The 22,764-nt window shown below is 62.0% G+C and carries 20 protein-coding genes; 14 read left to right on the top strand and 6 right to left on the bottom strand.

Going from position 1 to position 22,764, the window contains the following annotated elements:
- Nucleotides 1–2 precede the first annotated feature (2 nt).
- The 6 genes from NE584_RS04415 to NE584_RS04390 all read left to right on the top strand — a co-directional run bounded on the left by NE584_RS04415 (nt 3) and on the right by NE584_RS04390 (nt 6,695).
- Nucleotides 3–530 carry a GrpB family protein gene (locus NE584_RS04415; protein WP_256181950.1) on the top strand — a complete coding sequence of 176 codons (528 nt, stop codon included), beginning with the start codon at nt 3–5 and terminating at the stop codon, nt 528–530.
- Nucleotides 531–867: 337 nt separating this feature from the next.
- Nucleotides 868–2,700: a glutamine--fructose-6-phosphate transaminase (isomerizing) gene (gene glmS / locus NE584_RS04410; protein WP_256181949.1), complete on the top strand. Its 1,833-nt coding sequence runs from the start codon at nt 868–870 to the stop codon at nt 2,698–2,700.
- An 89-nt stretch (nt 2,701–2,789) separates the two neighbouring features.
- The gene (locus NE584_RS04405) at nt 2,790–4,235 is read left to right on the top strand and encodes a M48 family metalloprotease (protein ID WP_256181947.1); all 1,446 of its coding nucleotides are present in this window, start codon (nt 2,790–2,792) and stop codon (nt 4,233–4,235) included.
- 24 nt (nt 4,236–4,259) lie between these two features.
- Nucleotides 4,260–4,910: an RNA polymerase sigma factor gene (locus tag NE584_RS04400; protein WP_256181945.1), complete on the top strand. Its 651-nt coding sequence runs from the start codon at nt 4,260–4,262 to the stop codon at nt 4,908–4,910.
- A 71-nt stretch (nt 4,911–4,981) separates the two neighbouring features.
- A complete protein-coding gene (locus NE584_RS04395; protein WP_108981160.1) occupies nt 4,982–5,320 on the top strand; it encodes a PadR family transcriptional regulator in 339 nt (112 codons plus the stop codon).
- A complete protein-coding gene (locus tag NE584_RS04390; RefSeq protein WP_256181943.1) occupies nt 5,313–6,695 on the top strand; it encodes a permease prefix domain 1-containing protein in 1,383 nt (460 codons plus the stop codon). Before NE584_RS04395 ends, NE584_RS04390 begins: the two co-directional genes overlap by 8 nt.
- Before the next feature lie 187 nt (nt 6,696–6,882).
- Here the strand turns inward: NE584_RS04390 and NE584_RS04385 are convergent, their stop codons facing one another.
- A complete protein-coding gene (locus NE584_RS04385) occupies nt 6,883–8,208 on the bottom strand; it encodes an Ig-like domain-containing protein (protein ID WP_256181942.1) in 1,326 nt (441 codons plus the stop codon).
- A 441-nt stretch (nt 8,209–8,649) separates the two neighbouring features.
- On the opposite strand from NE584_RS04385, the gene NE584_RS04380 reads away from it, so the two are divergent.
- Nucleotides 8,650–9,510 carry a patatin family protein gene (locus NE584_RS04380; RefSeq protein ID WP_108981162.1) on the top strand — a complete coding sequence of 287 codons (861 nt, stop codon included), beginning with the start codon at nt 8,650–8,652 and terminating at the stop codon, nt 9,508–9,510.
- On the opposite strand, the gene NE584_RS04375 is transcribed toward NE584_RS04380, so the two are convergent.
- The 3 genes from NE584_RS04375 to NE584_RS04365 are packed head-to-tail and all read right to left on the bottom strand — an operon-like array spanning nt 9,491 to nt 10,753.
- The gene (locus NE584_RS04375; protein WP_256181941.1) at nt 9,491–9,694 is read right to left on the bottom strand and encodes a hypothetical protein; all 204 of its coding nucleotides are present in this window, start codon (nt 9,692–9,694) and stop codon (nt 9,491–9,493) included. The genes NE584_RS04380 and NE584_RS04375 overlap by 20 nt on opposite strands.
- Before the next feature lie 55 nt (nt 9,695–9,749).
- Nucleotides 9,750–10,184, bottom strand: a complete 435-nt coding sequence (locus NE584_RS04370; RefSeq protein WP_108981163.1) for a hypothetical protein — start codon at nt 10,182–10,184, stop codon at nt 9,750–9,752.
- Nucleotides 10,181–10,753, bottom strand: a complete 573-nt coding sequence (locus NE584_RS04365) for a helix-turn-helix domain-containing protein (RefSeq protein WP_050624949.1) — start codon at nt 10,751–10,753, stop codon at nt 10,181–10,183. The genes NE584_RS04370 and NE584_RS04365 overlap by 4 nt, the downstream gene beginning before the upstream one ends.
- Before the next feature lie 142 nt (nt 10,754–10,895).
- Between NE584_RS04365 and NE584_RS04360 the strand changes: the two genes are divergently transcribed.
- Complete coding sequence (locus NE584_RS04360; protein WP_256181940.1) at nt 10,896–11,603, top strand: ClpP family protease; 708 nt, start codon at nt 10,896–10,898, stop codon at nt 11,601–11,603.
- Nucleotides 11,604–11,858: 255 nt separating this feature from the next.
- On the opposite strand, the gene NE584_RS04355 is transcribed toward NE584_RS04360, so the two are convergent.
- On the bottom strand, nt 11,859–13,187 hold the full coding sequence (locus tag NE584_RS04355) for an acetyl-CoA hydrolase/transferase family protein (RefSeq protein WP_050624947.1): 1,329 nt from the start codon (nt 13,185–13,187) through the stop codon (nt 11,859–11,861).
- A 282-nt stretch (nt 13,188–13,469) separates the two neighbouring features.
- Here NE584_RS04355 and NE584_RS04350 point away from each other — a divergent pair, with 282 nt between their 5' ends.
- The 4 genes from NE584_RS04350 (at nt 13,470) to NE584_RS04335 (ending at nt 15,746) form a co-directional block, all read left to right on the top strand.
- The gene (locus NE584_RS04350) at nt 13,470–13,841 is read left to right on the top strand and encodes a GntR family transcriptional regulator (protein ID WP_050624946.1); all 372 of its coding nucleotides are present in this window, start codon (nt 13,470–13,472) and stop codon (nt 13,839–13,841) included.
- Entirely contained in the window at nt 13,838–14,545 is a 708-nt protein-coding gene (locus NE584_RS04345) for an ABC transporter ATP-binding protein (RefSeq protein WP_050624945.1), read from the top strand. Before NE584_RS04350 ends, NE584_RS04345 begins: the two co-directional genes overlap by 4 nt.
- Nucleotides 14,539–15,339 carry a hypothetical protein gene (locus tag NE584_RS04340; RefSeq protein WP_256181938.1) on the top strand — a complete coding sequence of 267 codons (801 nt, stop codon included), beginning with the start codon at nt 14,539–14,541 and terminating at the stop codon, nt 15,337–15,339. Before NE584_RS04345 ends, NE584_RS04340 begins: the two co-directional genes overlap by 7 nt.
- Before the next feature lie 140 nt (nt 15,340–15,479).
- Complete coding sequence (locus NE584_RS04335; RefSeq protein WP_050624943.1) at nt 15,480–15,746, top strand: YlmC/YmxH family sporulation protein; 267 nt, start codon at nt 15,480–15,482, stop codon at nt 15,744–15,746.
- A 79-nt stretch (nt 15,747–15,825) separates the two neighbouring features.
- Here NE584_RS04335 and NE584_RS04330 read toward each other — a convergent pair whose 3' ends face one another.
- Nucleotides 15,826–20,406 carry an S-layer homology domain-containing protein gene (locus tag NE584_RS04330; protein WP_256181937.1) on the bottom strand — a complete coding sequence of 1,527 codons (4,581 nt, stop codon included), beginning with the start codon at nt 20,404–20,406 and terminating at the stop codon, nt 15,826–15,828.
- Nucleotides 20,407–20,967: 561 nt separating this feature from the next.
- On the opposite strand from NE584_RS04330, the gene rpsB reads away from it, so the two are divergent.
- Together rpsB and tsf are read left to right on the top strand one after the other, a co-directional pair.
- Complete coding sequence (rpsB, locus tag NE584_RS04325) at nt 20,968–21,702, top strand: 30S ribosomal protein S2 (protein WP_050624941.1); 735 nt, start codon at nt 20,968–20,970, stop codon at nt 21,700–21,702.
- A 93-nt stretch (nt 21,703–21,795) separates the two neighbouring features.
- Nucleotides 21,796–22,719 carry a translation elongation factor Ts gene (gene tsf / locus NE584_RS04320; protein WP_050624940.1) on the top strand — a complete coding sequence of 308 codons (924 nt, stop codon included), beginning with the start codon at nt 21,796–21,798 and terminating at the stop codon, nt 22,717–22,719.
- Nucleotides 22,720–22,764 lie beyond the last annotated feature (45 nt).

Raw genomic sequence — 22,764 nt, 5'->3', positions numbered from 1 at the left:
GCATGCCGCAGCACGTGCGGGTGGTTCCGCCGGACCCGGCCTGGGCGGAGGGCTATCGCCGGGAGCGGGCCCTGCTGATGCCAGTCTTCGGGCCGCTGCTGGTGGAGCTGCACCACATCGGCAGCACGGCGGTGGAGGGACTGTGGGCCAAGCCCATCCTGGACCTCATGCCGGTGGTCACCAGCCTGGAGGCGGTGGACCGGCTGGACCCGGAGCTGGAGGCCCTGGGCTACCAGTGCATGGGGGAGTTCGGCATCCCGGGCAGGCGGTATTTCCGCAAGGGCGGGGACCATCGGACCCACCAGCTCCACGTCTTTCAGGCGGGCGACCGGAAGAATATCCTCCGGCATCTGGCGGTGCGGGACTATCTGCGGGCCTGCCCGGCGGAGCGGGAGGCCTATGGGGCGCTGAAGCGGTGGCTGGCCGGACAGTACCCGGAGGACATTGAGGGTTACTGCGACGGAAAGGACTCCTTTGTCCGGGCGCTGGAGCGGCGGGCCCTGGACTGGTACGACGAGAAACGGCCGTGATATGAGATATGAGGGCCCGCCGCCCCTGGCGGTGGCCTTGATATACCAGCTTCGCAGAGAGAAAGGAGGACTATGGGCTCTGGCCCATCATAAGCGCCAGCGCCCTTCCCGGCAGAACGCCCGGGGAGGGACGACGAGGGGAAGGGAGTATCGAGGGGGAGCGCCGCCGGCACAGGGGGCGCTCCGGTTCGGCGGATGCCCTTCCGCGCCGCTCCGGGCGCGTGACATGGCTCGAAATATGCGGGCGACCGCAAAACAGAGGGGCCGTGACCGGGGAACGAGGTGCAAATGGCTGCGAGTTTGTCCTCCATTTCAATTCAGGAGGATCATCATTGCAATGTGTGGTATCGTAGGATATATTGGAACGGAAGAGGCGGCCCCCATCCTGCTGGAGGGGCTGCGCCGCCTGGAGTACCGGGGGTATGACTCCGCGGGGCTGGCGGTGCTGGACCCAGAGCAGGGGCTCCAGGTGGCCAAGGCCAAGGGGCGGCTCCAAGTGCTGGCCGACCTCACCGGTCAGGGGCAGAAGCTGACCGGACACATGGGGCTGGGGCATACCCGCTGGGCTACCCACGGGGCGCCCAACGACGTCAACTCCCACCCCCAGGTGAGCCAGTCCGGCCGGATCGCTGTGGTCCACAACGGGATCATCGAGAACTATGCCCGGCTGAAGGAGTTTTTGGAGTCCAAGGGGATAGCCTTCGTCTCGGAGACAGATACGGAGGTGGTGGCCCAGCTGCTGGACTACTACTATGAAGGCGACCTGCTGGACGCGGTGGGCAAGGTTCTCCACCGCATCGAGGGGGCTTATGCCCTGGGCATCGTCTGCGCCGACGAGCCAGACCGGCTGGTGGCAGTGCGGAAGGACTCGCCCCTGATCTTGGGATACGGGGCGAACTTCCACATGCTGGCCTCTGATGTCACCGCCGTCATCCAGCACACCCGGGAGGTGTGCTATCTGGAGGATGGGGAAGTGGCGGTGCTTACCGCCCATGGGGCCCAGGTGTACAACTCCCTGCTCCAGCCGGTGGAGAAGGAGATCTCCCATGTAGATTGGGAGATCTCTGCCGCGGAAAAGGGGGGCTATGAGCACTTTATGTTCAAGGAGATCATGGAGCAGCCCAAGGCCCTGCGGGACACCATTTTCCCCCGCCTGCGGGACGGGGAAGTGGTGCTGGACGAGGTCTCCCTCACCCGGGAGGAGCTGGAGAGGCTGGACCGGCTGTACGTCATCGCCTGCGGCTCCTCCTACCATGTGGGGGTTGCGGCCAAATACACCCTGGAGCGGCTGCTGCGCATCCCGGTGGAGGTGACACTGGCCTCAGAGTTCCGCTACTGTGACCCCATCGTCACCCGGCGCACCCTGGCCGTCGTCATCAGCCAGTCCGGCGAGACTATCGATACCCTGGCCGCCATGCGGGAGGCCCGGAGGCTGGGAGCCCGGCTGCTGTCCATCGTCAATGTGGTGGGGTCCACCATTGCCCGGGAGTCGGACGACGTGATCTACACCTGGGCCGGGCCAGAGATCGCCGTAGCCACCACAAAGGCATACTCCACCCAGCTGGCGGTCATCTATCTGCTGGGCCTGCGTTTCGCCCATCTGCTGGGCACAGTGGGGGAGGAGGAGTACGCCGGCATGGTAGCCCAGCTGAGGCAGCTCCCCGCCAAGGTGGAGGAGATCCTGTCCGACACAGAAAAGATCCAGTACTACGCCTCTATCTACTTCAACCACGACTCCGTGTTCTACATCGGGCGGAACATCGACTATGCGGTGGGGCTGGAGGGCTCTTTGAAGCTGAAGGAGATCTCCTACATCCACTCGGAGGCCTACGCCGCCGGGGAGCTGAAGCACGGCACCATCTCCCTCATCGAGGACGGCACCCTGGTAGTGGCCCTGGCCAGTTGGGGGGACCTGTTTGACAAGCTGATGAGCAATGTGAAGGAGGTAAAGGCCCGGGGGGCGGACGTGGTTGGCATCACCACACGCAGCCATGGGGCGGAGCTGGCCAAGAGCGTGGACAGCGCCATCCAGATCCCGGACACCCACCCCATGTTCCTCCCCTCCCTGGAGGTGGTGCCCATGCAGCTGTTCGCCTACTATGTGGCCCTGATGCGGGGCTGTGACATCGACAAGCCCCGGAATCTGGCGAAAAGCGTCACGGTGGAGTGACGGCCCGGGGCTGCACAGAAAAACAGGAGCGCGCGTCTCCTTCTGACGCAGAGGGGGGCGCGCGCATTTTTGCGGAGGAAAAGAGAGAGATGGGACATCTGCTGTGTTTTTATCTGCTGGAGCTGGGGATGGCGGCAGCCTGGTGCCGGTGGGTCATCTGCCGCGAGGTAGACCTGCCCGCCCTGCTCCGCACCGCCCGAACCGTGTGGAGCGGGGAACGGCAGGTGCTGGGGGAGCTGCTGCTGGTCCGCCGCCGCTGGACAGAGGGGGAGGAGACAGAGCGCTTCCGCCAGGCCTGGCGCAGGATCGCCCTGCGCCTGCTCCCGCCTCTGCTATACCTCACCCTGGGTGGGGCGCTGGCCCCAGTGCTGGCCTGGAGCATGTTTCCGGAGGGGGCCGGCCAGCTGGCGATGGGCTGCTGTGTGCTGGCGGGGCTGGCAGGCGGCTGCTTCAAGGCGGGGACCCAGAGGACCGTAGAGGAGCTAAGCTGGATGCAGGGGGAGCTGGAGGGCCTGCGTTCCCGACCTGGGTTTCTGAAAGAGCACACGCGGCCGGTGGAGTGGGACCAGAAAAAGAGAGGGCTCCTTGTCTTGCTCCTGCTGGCTGCGGCGGCCGTTTTTGGAACCGTCTGGGGGCTGAGCCACAGTCTGGCCGCCGCCGGTCCGGTGGGAGAGGCGGCGGCCCTGGTTCTGCTGGCCCTGCTGTGGCTGCTCTCAGAACAGCCCTGGCGGAAGAAAAAGGGGAGGAGCGCAGCAGCAGAGCCGGGCGTGACCATCCAAGGGAGCAGCCTGGAGCGGTATCAGGAGGCGCTGGAGGACTTCTGCCGGGCGATGAAGATCCCGGCCCTGCTGGTAACGGAGACCCAGGAGGGGACGGTCAACGCCAGCGCCCGCCTCTCCCCAGGCCAGGTGCCCGAGCTGCGGGTGACCGGGGGACTGCTGAAGCAGGCTGAGCTCCTCTTCCGGCGGACGGGAAACCTGGAGCAGATGGACCGGACAGTGCTTTCCATCCTGGGCCATGAGCTGAGCCACATCGCCCACCGGGATGCCCTCCAGCTGGAGCGGCGGGCACGAAAGGCGGCACTGGTCAGCGGAGGCCTCTTCCTGCTGCTGGCGGGATCGGTCCTGCTCCTGCCGGCGGCTGCCCCACTGCCCGCTCTCCTGCTGGTCCTCTATCTGGGGGCAGACCTGCTCTTTGGGAAGATCCTGACGGACCGCCGGTTCTGGGGACAGATGTGTGAGCTGCGGGCGGACCGGACCGGCCTGCGCCTGAGCGGGGCGTCCGGGGAGGAGTGGATGCAGTTCTGGGAGATCGCGCGGCTGCTCCAGGCGGAGGAGAAGCGGCAGGCGCGGCTGAGAGGGGAAAATGTGCTGTACCAAGGTTACCGGCGCTATCTCAGAGTGGAGTTCCACCCCTCCCTCCGGCGGCGAAGAGCCATGATGGAGCGGGGGCGGCCCTGGGGGTGGCGGGACTATCTGGATCAGCTCTGGTATCTCCGGATGGCTCTGTGGCAGGGGAGGGGCTGGAATGAGTGAGAGACATGGGGAGGAGAGCCGCATATGAGTTTGGAGCGGGCCCGGCAGGCCGCCCTGGTCCAGGCTGCCCTGCGAGGAGACGAGCACGCCCGGGAGGAGTTGGGTGCGCTGGCAGAGGAATATTTGCGCCGCTGTTTCTTCCGGCACGCACGGCGGTGCTATGGGGACGGTGTGAAAGAGGAGTTGGAGGACATCGCATCCGATGCGGTGGAGAAATGCCTGGCAAGGCTGGACCGGTTTCAGGGGGGAAGAGCTCTGTTCACCACCTGGGTCTATGGGTTCGCGAAGAATGTCCTTCGGAACCACCACAGGAAGAGGGCACGCCGAGATCGGATCTGGGAGGAAGTGCGGAAGGATCAGAGTGCATGGTGGCATGAGCCGCCACCGGATGAGCCCCACTTCGGCGGCGACCCGCTGAGGTGGGTGATCCATCAGGAGAAACTGGAGGCCCTCCACTTGGCTATGGCGGATCTTCCAGTCAACGATGAGGTCATTTTGACGCTGAGGGTGGCAAAGGCACGGCCTGAGGCAGAGACAGCCAGACAGCTGAAGCTGGAGGATGAGGAGGCGGAAAAGCTCTATCGGTGCGCCCTGGAGCTGCTTCGGGAGCGGTTTTTCCGCTACTATTACGGAGCCCCCAGGCGGAAGAGAGCGGGGCAGCCGAAGTCGGCCTGAAAAAATTGTCCTTGACAAAAGGATGGGACCGCCTTTAATATATAGATATCCGATATATAGGAGGCCTATCTATGGGCATCGATAAAGGATGGATGGCCGGGAGCACAGCGATGCTGCTCCTCCGGTTGCTGGAGGAGAGAGACCGGTACGGCTATCAGATGATCGAGGAGCTCCGCCGCCGCTCAGACCATACGTTTGACTTGAAAGCAGGAACACTTTACCCTTTGCTTCATGGGCTGGAGGAGAAGGGGTGGATCACCTCCTATCAGGGGGAGGGGGGCGGAAGAACCCGAAAGTATTATCACTTAACAGAAAAGGGAGGGCGGGAGCTGAAGGAGAAGCGGGCGGAGTGGGACCGCTACACCCGGGCGGTGTCCCGGGTGCTGGAGGGGGGCGTCTGTTTTGGATGACTTTTTTGCGGATTACCTGGATCAGGCCATGGAGCAGGTGCGCTGGAGGCGCGCCCGGCCCGCTCTGGCCCAGGAGCTGCGCACCCACCTGCTGGACCAGCGGGACGCCTGCCTGGCCCAGGGGATGAGCCAGACGGAGGCGGAGGCGGAGAGCCTGCGGCAGATGGGGGACCCGGTGGAGGTGGGTACCCAGCTGGACCGGGTGCACCGGCCTGCGCCCCAGTGGGGCATGCTGGCCCTGGTTGGGCTGCTGCTGTGCTCCGGATTTTTCATCCAGGCCACCGTGATGCAGCAGCTAGGCAGAGTTCAGCCCTATATGCCTACCGTGATCGTAAGCATCCTCCTGGGGGGCGCCGCTATGGCGGCGGTGTACCTGGGGGACTATACCCTGCTGGGACGGCGTCCGGTCCTTCTCTATGGGCTGGGCATGACCGGCCTGGTCCTCCTGACGGTGACGAGTGAAGTCAAGGCCCAGGGCGTCAAGTTGGATGCGATTAGCTATCTCCTGCTGGGGCCGGTGCTCTACGCCCTGCTGGTCTATGGCCTGCGAGGGAAGGGCTGGCGGGGACTGCTACTGGCCCTGGCGGGGCTGGTCCCGCCGGTGGTCCTGCCCTGCCTCATCCCGAATTTCACCAGCGGTGCCATCGCCGGCCTCAGCGGAGCAGCGGTGGTGCTCACCGCGGCGTGGAAGGGCTGGATGGGGGTGCCCCGGAAGAAGGGGGCAGCCGCCGTGGCCGTTGGGCTCCTGGTATTGAACGGGGCCGCGCTGTGGCATCTGTCTCAAAGCCCTTATGCGTTGGAGCGGGTCCGATTCGCCCTCCACCCGGAGCTGGACCCCCTGGGGCTGGGATATTTCCCCATGATGGTCCGGGAGATGCTCTCCGGCGCCCAATGGCTGGGGAAAGGGGAGCTGGGGGAACTGAGCGGAGCGGCTGGCTATCTCCCTGGCGTTTCGGATTACTGGCTGGCCCGGGTGATCCACGAGCTGGGCTGGGCCGCTGGGCTGGCCCTTCTGGCCCTGATGACTGCCCTCTTCGCACTGGGGCTGCGGCGCTGTATGCGGCAGAGGGGGATGCTGGGACGCCTGCTGTCCACCGCGGCCCTGACGACTCTGGTCCTGGAGACAGTGTGCTTTGTGGTCTATGATCTGGGATTCCCCCTGGCCGCGCCGCTGGTGCTCCCCTTCCTGTCCACCGGCGGGCGGTATATGGTGGTCAATCTGCTGCTGCTGGGGCTGATGCTGTCCGCCTTTCGGGAAGAGAGGCTCCCGCAGGGGCAGAAGGGGCCCGCCGCACAGTCAAGCCGGGGCCGCCCTCTGATCTCCTGGAGGGACGGGGATCTGGTCATCGCCTTGGGCAGAAGGACGGGAAAATGACCGCAGGGGAAGTCTCCGACGCATCTTGAATAAAAGGCCCTCCAGCGGGGATTATCTGGAATTTTGTTTTTTCCCGGGACATGTGTCTGGGAAGGGACATCCCATACAAAAGATGCCTCAGACAGACAAAACCTCCGGCTCAGCCGGAGGTTTTGTCTTAAAAGTGGAGCTGTTTCGGATCTCCGCATCAGGACCAGCTGAACCAGATGCTGCCGTCCTGATCCGCCATCACGTCCATCGCGCCGTCCAGCAGCTCGGCCACGTCGGCCCGGGTCAGCGGGTCGGCCATGGCCTGGGCGCTGTCGTCCCCGCCGTGGATAACGCCTGAGGCGGACAGGTTGGCCGCGGCCTGGCCGGCCCAGTGGCCGCCGCTCTCAGAGGCAAAGACCTCCGCGGGCACGTCCAGGATGCCCATGAGGTTATCCAGCATCACCGTGGCCTCCCCCCGGGTCACCGTCTCACCGGAGCCGAAGACGGGCTGGCCCTCCTGGTCCAAACTGCCTTGGATAGCCCCTGCCTTCAGGGCAGAGGAGACATAGCCCTTGGCCCAGGTGGGGATGGCCTCGTCGTCATAGAAGCCGGTGAGGGTCACGTCCTCCAGGGGTTCCAGGCCGGTGGCCGCCATGGCCATGGTCAGAAATTCCGCCCGGCTGACCGGCTGGTCTGGGTCAAAGAAATAGCTTCCGTTGACATAGGAGCCCACAAAGATGCCCTCTTCGGCCAGGCGGATGGAGGCCTTGTGGGCAGGGTTGCCCTCCATATCAGCGTAGGTCACCTTGGTGTCCGGCTTTTCGATCTGGATGGATACCTTGGCCTCGGGAGATACGTTGCCCGCCGGGTCCACCGCCACATAGGTGAAACTATCCTTGCCAGTCTTGTTCTCATAGGGGGTATAGACGAACTGGCTGGAGCCGTCCTCCGCCACAGTCACGGCCCCCCGGGCGGGGGTGGAGGTGAGCTGGAAGGTGAGGGAGTCCCCTTCGCCGTCCTCCGCGTCGAACCAGCCGGTGATAGCCACATTTTTATAGGTGGACAGGTCCATATTCCGGGCGATGGGGGCCTCGTTGGCCTCGGTGAGCAGATATAGGGTGACGGTCACCTCCTCACCGGTCTCTCCGGTGGTAAAGGAGGGAAGGAAGGTGAAGGCAGTCTCGTTGACAGAGGGGGTGGGCAGAGCTTGGAACTGGAGCCCGCTCAGGGCGGAGGCGTCCACCAGGGCGCCCTCGGTCAGGGGCTGTCCTCCTACGGTGAGCATCCCTGTGCCGATATCGGGCAGAGTTTTCAGCGTAATGGCGGCCAGCGCGGTCCCACCGCTGCCGCCGGAGACAGGGAAGTCCTCGGCAGAAAAGGAAATGACCTGCCCCACCATGCCGTTTTTGGAGAAATCGGAAACGCTGGGGACATCAGTTTTCTTGTTCCAGAAGAAGGCGGAGGCGGGCAGGGACAGGGTACAGACCAGCGCCAACGCCAGCACCGGGGCGAGCATCCTGCGGAAAGCTGGGGAATGATTCAAAGGAATGACCTCCTTACTTTGTTGATGTGCCCTTATTTTCTGTGCTAACAGGAAAAATATGCGGGCCCACATGCCGGAAAAGCCCATGGAAGATATTGAGAACCAGCAAAAGGAAGTGCAAAAGGAGCTTTGAGGCAGATCCTCCACATCATCTTATTTAGATACAGAACGGGCAGAACGAAGTGCTGCCGTGATGAATGAGGGGGATGTTCTTCCATCAGAACAAATCGCCGGGATCGGGCGTGTATGGGACACGCCCCTGTGTGAGACGGCAAGACCTGGCGCGCCGCGCCGGGCTCAGCGGTCAAAACCATCCGAAAGAGGGAAGATAATGACAGGTGCCTTGACGGGGGGCGGCAAAGGGGATACAATGAAAAAAACTATGGATGTCCACGGAATGCCGCCGGGGGCGCGGCACCGGCCTGGAAAGGAAGTTTCATCATGAAGACTGGATTGGTGTTGGAGGGCGGAGCTCTCCGGACGATTTTTTCCAGCGGGGTGTGCGACGCCCTGCTGGACGGCGGCGTGATGGTGGACTACGTGATCGGGGTGTCCGCCGGGATCGCCTATGGGGTGAGCTATATCTCCCGCCAGCCCCGCCGCAACCTGGAGATCGTGACCCGGTACGCCGGGGACCGGCGGTATATGGGGATGAACAACCTGGCGGACCGGCACAACAGGAGCTACTTCGGCCTGGAGTTCGTCTATGACACCATCCCCAACGAGCTTGTCCCCTTTGATTACCAGACCTTTGCCGCCTATCCCGGTCAGGTGGAGGCGGTGGTGACCAACCTGAGCACGGGGGAGGCGGAGTATATGCCAGTCCCGCGGGAGGATGACAAATTCCTGCTGCTCCAGGCCACCTGCGCCCTGCCTCTGATGTTCCCCATCTACCATCTGAATGGACAGCCCTATCTGGATGGCGGCGTGGCCGACTCTATCCCCTATGAACGGGCCTTCCAGCAGGGGTGCGACCGGGTGGTGGTGGTGCTGAGCAAGACCCGGAGCTATGTGCGCCGGCCGGAGAAGCTCCAGCCGGTGATCGAGCGGACCTACCGGGAATATCCCAACTTCTGCCGGGCTATGGCGCGGCGGGCAGAGCAGTACAACACCTGCCGGGAGCGCCTGTTCCAGCTGGAGCGGGAGGGCAGGGTACTGGTGCTGGCCCCGGTGTCCACCCACAAGGTATCCCGCATCGAGCGGGATACCAAAAAGCTGAGGATGCTGTGGGGAGATGGGTATCAACAGGCGGTGGACCGGATGGACGAGATCCGGGCTTTCCTCACGCCGGACAGAGCGTGACCTCGTCCTCCGCAGCTGGACAGCTGGGCTGGAGGGCCAGCAGAGCCAGGGCGTCCCCCAGCACAGTGAAGAAGGCGGCCATGCGGCCCCGCTCGTCCACGTCGGCCTCCCAGGCCAGGAGGACGGCCAGCAGGACGGCCGCCGCCAGAAGGATGTAGGAATTTCGGGAAAACATATGGGACAAAAAAGACCACCCCCCGCAGTCCATTCTATGTGGACGGCGGCGGGGCGGTCTCTTTTTAGTCAGAAAGTGGGGCGGTACAGTAGACCGTCACGCCCCCGGCAGTGAGATAGAGGGCGGCCTCCCGGCTGCCATCGGTGTGCTCTGTGATACCATACACCGCCCAGCCTGCCTCGGCGCCGGGGAAGGACAGGGGGTAGGCGGTAGTGCCGTCGGAGAGGGCCTCGCCGGGGGCGAGGGTGCCGCTCCATCGCTCTCCGGTCTCCGGCCGGGTGAGGACCACGCTGTCTGCCTCCACCTGGACGGACAGGGAGAGACGGGGAACGTCCTTTCCCCCTTCCCAGCCTGGGGCGGCGGAGAGCAGCGCGCCTCCCTTCTGGTCAGTGACGGTGAGGGCCTGCCAGTCCAGACCGCGGGGGATCCCATTCCCCAGCCCACAGCCGGGCAGGGGGAACAGGAGCAGCGTCAGCAGGAGAGGGAACAGGCGCTTCATTTCAGCCTCCTCTCCAGGCAGTGGAGCCGGAAAACCAGTACGCCGCAGGCGGCGCACAGGAGGGCCAGCAGTGCCGGCCGGAACCAGGCGGGGAACAGGGGAGCCGAGGAAGTGATGATAACGGTGGGGCCCTCCGCGCTGCCGATGACCCCCATCTGGGGCTCGATCACCCAATGAAAGTAGAGCTGGGAGACGCCGTAAACCAGGTACGGCAGCAGAAAGAGGAAGCAGAAGACCGCCGCGGCGGTGCAGACCCACCGGAACAGCCGGAGATAGCGCAGGACGGTGGTCTGCTGGTACTGGTCCATAGCGCGGGCCGCCACCTGTCCCGCCTCCTCCACGGACAGAGTGGGGGAAGAGGTCCGCTCCCCCTGGAGCAGCTCCACCAGAGAGACCTCCAGGGTCTGGGCCAGGGGCTCCAGCAGCTTCAGGTCGGGAAATCCCCGTCCTGTCTCCCATTTTGAGACGGCCTTGTCCGTCACGTGGAGCCGCTGGGCCAGCTCCTTCTGGGTCAGCCCCCGCTCCTTTCTCAGCTGGGCCACAAAGGACCCAAAGCGTATGTTGTCCATACAGCCCCTCCTTTTCTATTTTATTATGACATGGGGCGGAAAAAAGTCAACCTACGAAAAGTAGACAGGGCCAATGAGGGAAAATCAGGAGTAAAATTCCGGACTTCGGCGCAAGCTACTTCTGAAAAAGGAGGAATGCATTATGGAGGAGAACCAGCAGGGGGAGCAGCAGGAGATGGAGCAGGCCATCCAGCCCATCGTGGAGATGGGGTCCTCCACCATTCGGACCGGCCGCGGTACAGTCCATGTCCTCACCATCGTGGGGCAGATCGAGGGACATCAGCTGCTGCCTCCCACCAGCAAGAGCACGAAGTATGAGCATGTGATGCCGCTGCTGGCCATGGTGGAGGAGAGCGAGGAGGTGGACGGACTTCTGGTCCTGCTGAACACGGTGGGCGGGGATATCGAGGCAGGGCTGGGCATCGCGGAGCTGATCGCCAGCATGTCCAAGCCCACGGTGTCCCTGGTGCTGGGCGGAGGGCACTCCATCGGCGTGCCGCTGGCTGTGTCGGCCAAGCGCTCCTTTATCGCCCCATCCGCCGCCATGACTATCCATCCGGTGCGGCTGAATGGGCTGGTGATCGGCGTGCCCCAGACCTTTTATTATTTTGAGCGCATCCAGGAGCGTATCCTGCAATTTGTGACTGCCAACAGTTCCATAAAAAGGGAGACCTTTACAAAGCTGATGCTCCAGACCGGAGAGCTGGCCGCCGACGTGGGCAGCGTGATCTACGGTGAAGAGGCGGTGGAGCTGGGGCTGATTGACCGGATCGGCGGCTTGTCAGATGCCCTATCCTGTCTGCACGAGATGATTGAGGAACGGAAGAGCGGGGCCGCCCCTTCCCCGTAGGGGACCCATCAAAGCTGGTGCGGCCCGGAGGATACTTTCGGTTCTTGCATAAGGGAGGGGGCCCCTCCCGCCTCCATCTTATAGGGGGAGTTGTCACGGCGGATGCAGTGACGGATGAGAGGACACCAGGGCAGTCAAAAAAGCTGTGAGGAATTTTCCTCACAGCTTTTTTTATAAATCGGTACTCTGAAGCTTTTCTGAAGAGAACAGTGAACTAAAGGGGAGGAGCGATAGACTGCGGGAAAGGCAAGGAGCCTATCTGGTCCCAAAATGTTCGCCAGCGTAGCGGAGGAGCTCCTCCCGGAAGCTTGGGTGGGCGATGGAGGCCATAGCCTGGGCCCGCTCCAGCAGGGACAGGCCGGTGAGGTTGACGACCCCGTACTCCGTCGCCACATACTGGATCATGGTACGGGGGGCGGAGACCACGCTGCCCGCCGGGATGCAGGGGACGATGTTGGACTTCAGTGTGCCGTCCTTCTTTTGGTGTGTGGAATTGAGGCAGATGAAGCCCTTTCCGCCCTTAGACCGGAAGGCACCCTCCAGGAAATCCAGCTGCCCGCCGATGCCGGAGAGCTGCCGGGCGCCGGCGCTCTCTGCGTTTTCCTGGCCCATAAGGTCCAGTTCCACACCGCCGTTGATGCTGATCACATTGCTCATCTGCCCGATGCGTTCCGGGGAGTGGACATAGTCCACATCGCTGGGGCGGAACAGTCCGGGCTCCCGGTCCAGCCAGTCATAGAGCTCCTGGGAGCCCATGGCCAGGTTCCAGGTTGCATATCCCCGGTCCACCTCCTTGCGGCTGTTGGTCAGCTTTCCCTTCTGGAACAGGCGCAGAAAAGCGTCGCTGATGGTTCCGGTGTGACAGCCCAGATCCTTGATGTCGGAGTCGGCCAGCATACTTGCTACCGCAAAGGGGACGCTTCCCACCCCCAGGGAGAGGACCGCTCCGTCCGGAATCTCCTGGGCCACCAGCTGGGCGATCCTGAGATCAGTGGGGCTGGGGTCCCGGTAGGTGCGCAGGGGCAGGGGTTCATGCTCACCCTCCACGATATAATCCGCCTCCGAGAGATGGACGCGGTGGCTGCCGTCCACCCCTTGCAGCCGGGGCAGGCGCTCGTTGATCTCAAAGACCACCGTGCGGGCGGACTGGAAGATGGTACGCCAGGCGTAGTTGGAGATGCCCAGGCCGCAGTAGCCCTGGTCATCCGGCAGAGAGACGGGGACAAATGCCGTGTCGCAGCGGATGTGCCGGTCCCGGTAGAGGCAGGGCAGGGAGCGCAGGATCATGGGCAGGAACTGGACCAGGCCACGGGCCTGCAGCTTCCGCTCGTAATCCCCCAGGTGCCAGCTGTAATAGTGGAAGGAGATCTGCTCCGGGTCGCACTCCACCACCTCGATCCTGGGGCGGATGACCAGTCCGCCGCGGATCTTCACGTCTGTCAGCCGGCCTTTCCGGGCGGCCAGCGCCCTGTCCATCAACTCCGGATATCCGCCGCCGAAGCCGTAGTCTACCCAGTCACCGGAGCGGACCGCCCTCTCCGCGGCCACCTCCGGTGTCACAAATTTGCTCCTGTCAAGCTCCATATTGACCTTGTCCTCCGTTTCTGTCTCTGTGTGGTGCGGCCCGATAGAGATCCGCCGGTGATTTGCTATGTCCCATATAGTACACAGAAATGCGGACTCTGTAAATAGAAATGAGCATAAGAAATATCTCCGGAAACAGAAAGCGCTCTGGAGAGAGGAGGCCCGCTCAGGAACACAAAATGGGATCGGGAGAAATTTTTAAAAAGGGGTTGACAAATTTGCACCAATGTATTATTGTACTAATTGCTTAATACAATAATACGAACAGAAAGGAGCACAGACATGCAATGGCAGCTGGAAGGCGACCGGCCCATCTATCAGCAGCTGGTGGACCAGATCATGATGCAGATCGTCAGCGGGCAGCGGAAGGCGGGGGACAAGGTCCCTGCCGTGCGGGAGCTGGCGGCGGAAGCCGGGGTAAATCCCAACACCATGCAGCGGGCGCTGGCCGATCTGGAGCGCCAGGGCCTTCTGTACACCAATCGGACCAGCGGACGGTATGTGACGGAGGATGAGGAAATGATCACAAAGATCAGGGAACGGATCGCGGAGGAGCGGATCTGTGCCTTTTTGGAGAGCATGTCCCAGCTGGGCTTCACCCAGGAGCAGGTCCTGGGGCTGATCCAGCGGGAGAGAGAGGAGAAGAACGCATGAGACAAGACAACGATTTGGTGGTCTGTCAGGGACTGACCAAGCGGTTCGGCCGCCAGACGGCCTTGGACCGTCTGGACCTGAATTTGCCCAGGGGCAAATTCATCGGCCTTCTGGGCCCCAACGGGAGTGGAAAGACCACCATGATCAAGCTGATCAACGGGCTGCTGACTCCCACCGAGGGGACCGTTCTGGTGGACGGACAGGCGCCGGGGACCTACACTCACAGCATCATCAGCTATCTGCCGGACCGCCCCTACCTCAGCGACTGGATGCGGGTGTCCGACCTGCTGGCCTTTTTTTCCGACTTTTACAAGGATTTTGACCAGGTGAAGGCGGACGAGATGCTCAAGGACCTGAAGATCGGCCCGGGGCAGAGACTGAAGGTGCTCTCCAAGGGCACCAAGGAGAAGGTGCAGTTGATCCTGACTATGAGCCGGAAAGCCCAGCTCTATGTGCTGGATGAGCCCATCGCCGGGGTGGACCCGGCGGCTCGGGACTACATCCTGGGCACTATATTGTCCAATTACAGCGAGGAGGCCAGTGTCCTGCTCTCCACCCACCTGATCGCCGACATCGAGCGGGTGCTGGACGAGGTGGTCTTTATCCGGGAGGGCGTCATGGTCCTGCACAAGGACGTGGACGCCATCCGGGAGGAGACGGGCAAGTCGGTGGATACTCTGTTCCGGGAGGTGTTCGCATGCTGAGCAAACTGATTCGATACGAGTGGAAGGCGGTCGCGCGGGTGTGTATCCCCATGTATGGCGGCCTGATCCTGGCGGCGATGCTGACCCACTTCCTGCTGGGGAACCTGGAGCGGTTCAGCTCCACGCTCTATGATATCATCACTATGGCGATGAGCACCCTGTGCTTCGGCCTCTTTATGGCTGCCTTCGTGCTGACCCTGATCATCCAGATCCAGCGCTTTTCCAAAAATCTGCTGGGGGACGAGGGATACCTGATGTTCACCCTGCCCGCCAGTGTGTCCCAGCATATCACTGCCAAGCTGGTTGTGGCGGTGCTGCTGGACGTGCTTTCTGTGGCGGCCGCCATCCTGGCCGTGCTGGCCCTGGCGCTGGACGGCACCATGTGGCTCGACCTGCCCGGTGATTTTTTTGACATGATCGTATATGTGGACTGGAGCGACTGGCTGCTCCTCCTGGAGGTGCTCATCCTGTGTCTGGCCGCCGGCGCCGTGGGCATGCTGCACATCTATGCCAGCATTGCGGTGGGCCACCTGGCCCGGAAGCACCGTACCCTGGCAGCCTTCGGCGCCTATTTTGGCTTTGCAGTGGCGCTGAATATCCTCTTTACCGGTATGCTGGAGATCTTCGTCTCCTCCCCCTGGATGGCGGAGATCGGCCGCTGGTTTATGGAGCTGAAGGGGGATACGGGGGGACACCTGCTCATGTGGCTGCTGATCCTGGGCATCGCGGTGCTGGGTGCCGGGTTCTTTGTTCTGACCCGGTATCTCCTGAAAAACCATCTGAACCTGGAATAAGGGATGCCGGACCGTTTTCAAGGGGGGCGCCGCGGACTGCGCGGCGCCCCCCTCTTTTTTGCGGGCAGGCGGGGCATAGGACGGGCCCGCAGCTCATAATCTGAGGGCAGGAAGAACATCCCCTGGAAGGAGGTCCGAGCATGGAGACCAGGATCGCGGAGCTGCGGTACAAGGAGGTCATCAGCGTCACCGACGGCAGCCGGTTTGGATATGTGGGGGACATGGAGGTGGACCTGGAGAGCGGGCAGGTCCGGGCCCTGGTGGTGCCGGGGCGGCTGCGGCTGTTCGGCCTGCTGGGCCGGGAGGAGGACCGCTATATCCCCTGGGACCGGGTGCGGCGGTTTGGGGAGGACATCATCCTGGTGGAGCAGGAGCCCCAGCCTCGGGCACTGCGCCGCCGCCGGTGAGAGAGGCGCGGAACGGGAAAGGCCCGCCGGTCACAGACCGGCGGGCCTTTCCCTATGAGGGGAACAAAAAGGGGGGAGGTCAGCGAGCAAGATCCTCACAGAAGTTCATGAGGATCTGGGCCACTTCGGCCCGGGTGGCGGTGCCGGCGGGGTCCAGATAGCCTCCGGGTCTGCCGGAGATCAGGCCCTCGGACACGGCCCAGCCCATGGAGTCGGCCGCCCAGACGGCGACGCTGTCCCGGTCGGCGTAACCGCTCAGGCTGACGGAGGCGCTGGTGTCATAGCCCTTGTATCTGGCGTAGCCATAGAGGATCAGGGACAGCTGCTCCCGGGTCACCGGGGCATCAGGAGCGAAGGAATTTTCACCCATGCCGGCCACGATGCCCTGGGCCGCGGTCCAGTTCACCGCATCGGCGTACCATGCGCCGGCGGCCACATCGGAGAAGGTGGCCGCGCCGGAGACAGCGGGCTTGTCCTCCATGGCATAGAGGATCTGGGACAGCATGGCACGGGTCAGTGTGCCGTTGGGGGAGAAGCGGGAGCCATCGGTGCCCGACATGATGCCGTTTTCGGCCACGTAGGCCACTGCATCATAGTACCAGTCGTCCTCTGCCACATCGGAGAAGAGGGGCTGTTCCTCCTCCTGCTCCAGAGCCGTAAAGACGGCCTCTACCGTGACCTTGGAGGCGGGCATGGTGAAGGTGAACCTGCCGTCGCCCTTGTCCTTGAGCTTGATGGAGTCCCCGTCCTTGTCGGTGACGGTCAGATCATCCAGTTCATAGCCGTCATCGGGCTTGACAGTGATGGTCACAGTATCGCCCTTGGAGGCACTCTTGGGGGAGACAGTGACGTCGCCGTGGCGGCTGCTGTCCACGCTGACCGTGTAGGTGGCGGAGCCGCTGGAGCCGCCGCCGGAAGAGCGGCGGGAGATGGTATAGGAACCGTTACCGTGATCCGTCAGACGGTACCCGGAGGCGGCCACCAGAGTGGGCAGGGTATCGACGTCCTCACCCTTGACCAGGGTAAAGGTCTTACTGCCCTGAATGGTGACCGTGCCCAGGCCATCCTTCAGCACGGTGATAGTGCCTCCGTCAGCAACCGCGTCGATAGCGTCCTGAAGATCAGCGTAACCCACATCTTCCACCTGGGCCGCTGCCTCGTTGGTCAGAGAGAAGGTGAAGGGGCTGAAGCCGTGGCGGGTGCTGAAGGTGAGATTGGCTCCCTCATCCGCCTCCGCGGTGTAAAAATAGGTCCTGCCGTTAGAGGCCTGATGCTTGATATAGATGGTCTTGCTGGCAAAGTCGTCGGGCAGGGTTAGGGTGACATGAGCGGTTCCAGTGATGTTCAGATCCTCCTGGGGGATCTCCTTGACCACCACGGAGTTGCCCTGGTTGATATCGCCTGCGGTGCTGGCGGTGGAGGCCACCACCTGTCCCTTGGGCGAGATGTCCAGGGTGACGGAGTTAATACTGCCGTCCGTACCGGTCAGAGCGTCTACTGTGGTGACCTGCAGATAGGTCTGAGTATAGAGGACAATCTCCTCGCTCCCAAGTTCGGACTGTCCTTTTTGTAGCAGTTCGTCCTTTTCTGCGCTGTCGGCCAGCTGGCCGGCCTGTTCCTGGGCTGCCTGAGACAGGGCGGAGCCTGCGTTCACAGTGCCGGCCGCCTCGTTTACGGCCTCCTTGACCTCATCATTCAGGCCGTCAGGCAACTGGTCCACAGTCTCGGTAGGCTCGGTGCTGGGGAGAACGTCTACGTCCGCCCCGGTGACGGTGACAGTGCAGGAGGCGCGGTAAGCGCCAGCAGAAGCAGTGATGATGGCCTCACCGGCGGCCACGGCGGTGACGGTGCCGTCTTGAGCCACAGTGGCAACGGCCTCGTCGCTGCTGGTCCAGGTCACCGTCTGGTCTGCATTGGAAGGGGAGACGGTGGCAGTCAGGGCAGTGCTGCCGCCGCTGACGAGTGTCAGGGCGGAGCGGTCCAGGGAGATGCCGTCCACACCGGCGTAGCTGACTGTGACGGAGCAGGTCAGTGATTTTCCGTTTACCTCAGCGGTGATGGTAGCCGTCCCGGGAGCCGCAGCGGTCACAGTGCCGTTGTCCACGGCGGCCACAGCCTCATTGTCGCTGGACCAGGACACAGCGGAAGCAGGCACAGCGCCCCAGGGCTCGGCATTGACAGACAGGACAGCCTCGCCGCCCTTGGTCAGGGCGAGGGTCTGCTGGCTCAGGGCCAGCGTGCCCACCATGTACTGGTAGCCATCCTGATTGCTGGCTACGGCATCCTTGCCGCTGACAAGATAACTGGTAGGATCGGCGGTGAAATAGCCGCCGGAGATGCTCAGGCCATGGGCGGTCCCGGTCTGGATATCGCCCTGGAAAGAGCCGCCGAAAATGTTCAGAGCCGCATGTGCGGAGTTGGCCATGATCACAGCGGGGGGGAAGGTATTCCGTTCGGTCCCCTCGGCGGGAGTGACGGCGTAGGTGCCGCCGGTGATGCTGAGGGAGCTGGTGCCGCCGACGGAGGAGGAATAAGCCACATAAACGGCCCTGGAATTCCCGGCGACGGACACGGAGACATCTCCGCCCATTTCGCCGATCATGCCGTAGTTGGTGATGCCATAGCGGGCTGCGGGGTTGGGCTGTCCAGCGATAAGATATCCGTCATCGCTGCTTCCAATGGCTCGGAAGGCGCCGCCTGTGATGGAGTCGATGGTGCCGTAGTTCTGGAGCACATTGTTGCCGCCCCAGAAGTGCTGCTCCTGGTTGTCCATGGTAAAAGTGCCTCCGGTGATCGTGCCGATTTTGCCGTTGGGTTCATTTTTCAGCACATTGGCAGCGCCGGTAAAGGTGCCACCGGAGATCAGTTTGATCTCCCCAGGATGCGGATCAGCGGAATCATCCACTCCGTTTCGGATCACACTGGAGAGGTTTCCGAGGGCTTTGGAAGTGCCATCACCGGTGGTGAAGGTGCCCCCGGAGATCTCCTCGATGACACCGCCGTTGACCACAGTGTACCAGGAATTAGCGGCGGTGCCGCCGGAGACGGGATATTGAGTCTCCTTGCTGCGGGTGAACATACCGCCGGAGATCTCGGTAATGGTGCCGTAGTTGTACAGAGCTGCCTTGCCATGGGTGACCACATCCACCACACCGCCGCCGGCGCTGTCCAGAATGGTCAGGGCGCCCTGATTGACGATGGTGTGGCTGGACACATTGGTCAGGGCTTGGCCGTTCAGGTCCAGGGTGAGGGTGCTGTTTTCAGAAATCACCACATCCTCAGAAAGGTCGTGGAGCAGCTTCACGCTGGTCTCACCGGCTTTCAGCGCTTCGGAGATAGTGGCATAGCTGCCTATGCTTCCCTCCACGTTGTCGGTAGACACCTCGCCCTTGGTGACCAGTGTGCCCAGCTCGGTGGATGCGTCATAGTTGAAGGTGACCTCACGCCCCTCATCCGACATGCCGTAGACATAGGTCCCGGTGTAACCGCTGGTGGCGGTGACAGTCACATTGGACAGGGTACAGTCGGTGGGATAGTTGTAAGCGTTGCTGCGGTTACCCACCACCAGAGCCGCCATGGGGACCTCGTTGCCGCTGCCCCAGTTGCCATCCAGGTACTTGTCTTTTCCATCGATGTAAGTGGCGTTCAGCTGGATGTCGGTGTTGGAGATCTTGGCGGTCCCGCCCCGGACTAAAACACCCTGCCGTCCACCAATGACAGTGCAGCTGTCCATGGTCAGCTTACCGGGGATATTGATCATCACCGGGCAGGAATCGCCTTTGCTCAATTCGGAGGGGAGTCTGGCCTGGAAGGTGGAGTCTTTCAGGTCAATAACGACATCATAGTTATCTGTCTGGCCTGCATTGGTAGCCACCGCATACACATCGGCAGTGATGGTGGAATCGATGACCGTAACTTTGGCTGCATTTCCCTGGGGATACAGTGCACTGCCTGTGCAGTCATATGTCACATTATCGAGTTTAATAGAGGAACCGCTCTGGATATTGAAAGCAGTTACTGTGGGATTCTCCAGAGGTTTGGAAACAAGATTGCCATTCTGGATGGTAAGTGATTTCCCATCAGCCAGCAAGATAGAAGTGTTGTTTGTCAGGGTCAGGGTGTTCTTGCCCAAATCGATGGTAAGAGTTTTGACACCCTCGGGGAAGGAGAAAGATATCTCTGCGTTATCCGTGAGCGTGATCGTGTCGTCATTCTCCGCAGCACTCAGAGCGGCGTCCAGCGTCTCGTACTCAGTGGTACCGATCACGGCCACCTTGGCGGCACCAGCATAGAGTTGAGTGTCATCCGTCGGAAGAACGACCGGATTTTCGTCTCCGGGCAGGCTGGGGGCGTCTCCAGCATCCGGGCCGTCTCCGGGCAGGGTGGGATCATTCCCCTCGTCCGGGCCGTCCCCAGGCAGGGTGGGATCATTCCCCTCGTCCGGGCCGTCCCCGGGCAGGGGGGGATCGTCCCCCTCGTTTGGGCCGTCCCCGGGAAGCGGATCGTCCCCGCCGCCTCCGGTGTTCCCCAGATCGGGGTCCTCCTGCACCTGCCCCGCGGGCTGACTGCCGGTGTCCGCACCGTCAGCCAGTGCTGTGACAGGGAGCAGAGACAGTGCCATGGCCATCGTCATCACGATGGCCAAAAGCCGTTTTTTCATGCATAACACTCCTTTACAAAAAATAGGGTCTGCTGTATGAATAAGCGGATGATACCGCTGATTCAATAAAACGAAATATAAATTACGTCTATAATTAAAGCGCGTTTTAGTGGGAAACGCCTGCCATCTTCAATCTTGAAGATGGATCATGCCCATATGGGCATGATCATGAAATTTGGCGTTCTATTTTTTAAAAGAAGAAAAGCATCTCAAGCTGATCTCCTGGTTCCCGATACATGAGCAATAATATTCAAAATAATTATTATGTTATTTTTGGGATAAGTATAGCACAAGTGCGGACTGTTTTCAAGGGAACTCTTCTTTTTTGCTTTTGCGAAATTTGAAGAAATTTCCTGAAGGGCAGGGCAGAGACAGAAAAGGGGAGCTGCCCGCTCACTTTTTTCAAAAAATACTTGTATTCGGCGGAAAACTGTGATATACTACCAGCGCATTATGCCTGGGAGTGCTGATTTTCCGCCCAGTGCCCGGCCTCGGCCGGGTTGGCGGGGAATATGAGGCGCCCGGAAAGATCAAACTGAATTTTAGGAGGAAACAAGAATCATGGCAGTCGTATCTATGAAGCAGCTGCTGGAGGCCGGCGTGCACTTCGGCCACCAGACCCGTCGTTGGAACCCCAAGATGGCCGCTTACATCTACACCGAGCGCAACGGCATCTATATCATCGACCTGCAGAAGACCGTGAAGAAACTGGAGGAGGCCTACAACTTCGTCCGTGAGCTGGGCGAGAAGGGCGAGACCCTGCTCTTCGTGGGCACCAAGAAGCAGGCCCAGGAGGCTATCAAGGAAGAGGCTTCCCGCGTGGGCATGTACTATGTGAACGCCCGCTGGCTGGGCGGCATGCTCACCAACTTCAAGACCATGCGGGGCCGTGTGGACCGCCTGAATCAGCTCAAGCGGATGCAGGAGGACGGCACCTTCGACATGCTGCCTAAGAAGGAAGTCATGAAGCACCTGGGCGAGATCGCCAAGCTGGAGAAGTACCTGGGCGGCGTCACTGAGATGAAGAAGCTGCCCGGCGCCCTGTTCGTGGTGGACCCCCGCAAGGAGCGCAACGCCATCAACGAGGCCCGCAAGCTGAACATCCCCATCGTCGCTATCGTGGACACCAACTGCGACCCCGATGAGATCGACTACGTCATCCCCGGCAACGACGATGCCATCCGCGCCATCAAGCTGATCTCCTCCGTCATGGCCAACGCCATCCAGGAGGGCAAGCAGGGCCAGGATGAGGCCCCCGCTGCTGAGGAGGCCGCTCCCGCCGCCGCGGAGCAGTAAGCCTTGACCCAAAGCGCCCGCCCGACGGACGGGCGGGCGCTCTCTTTCTGTATTCCAGAGAAAAAACGATCATATTTTATGGAGGTAATACAAATGGCTTTTACCGCGAAAGACGTACAGGCCCTGCGCGAGATGACTGGCGTGGGCATGATGGACTGCAAGAAGGCGCTGACCGCCGCTGACGGCGACAAGGACAAGGCTATCGAGTGGCTGCGTGAGAAGGGCCTTGCCGCCCAGACCAAGAAGGCCGGCAAGGTGGCCGCCGAGGGCGTCTCCTACGCCATCGTCAATGAGGCTGGCGTGGGCGTCGTGGTGGAGGTCAACTCCCAGACCGACTTCGTGGCCAAGAACGAGGTGTTCCAGGGCTTTGTCAAGGACGTGGCCTCCGTCATCGCCGCCGAGGACCCCGCCGATGTGGCCGCACTCCAGGAGATGACCTACCCCGGCACCGACCGCACCATCGCCTCCGTCACCGCCGACAAGGTGCTCTCCATCGGGGAGAACATCCAGATCCGCCGCTTCGTCCGCTATGCCGAGGGCGTCAATGTGCCCTATATCCACATGGGCGGCAAGGTCGGCGTGCTGGTGAACCTGGCCGTGGAGGGCATCGCTGACATGGCCAAGGTCGTCGAGGTGGGCAAGGATGTGGCCATGCAGATCTGCGCCATGAACCCCACTTTCCTGGACAAGAGCGACGTGGATCAGGCCACCCTGGACAAGGAGAAGGAGATCCTGATGGTCCAGGCCAAGGAGGACCCCAAGAACGCCAGCAAGCCCGAGAATATCATCGAGAAGATGGTCATGGGCCGCATTGGCAAGTATTACGAGGAGAACTGCCTGCTCCAGCAGGCCTTCGTCAAGGAGAATAAGATCTCCGTGGAGAAGCACGTGGCTGAGGTGGCCAAGCAGCTGGGCGGCAAGATCACCGTCAAGGCCTTCACCCGCTTCCAGACCGGCGAGGGTATCGAGAAGAAAGAGGACGACTTCGCCGCCGAGGTCGCCAGCATGATTAAGTAAGACCGCTTTACAGCGCCTGACAGATAACTTGATGGAGAGAGCCCG

It is taken from the genome of Clostridium sp. DFI.5.61, from assembly GCF_024462915.1.
GTDB lineage: Bacteria > Bacillota > Clostridia > Oscillospirales > Oscillospiraceae > Lawsonibacter > Lawsonibacter asaccharolyticus.
The sequence above is the reverse complement of the archived record's forward strand: the minus strand, read 5'-3'. Positions and strand labels throughout refer to the sequence as shown.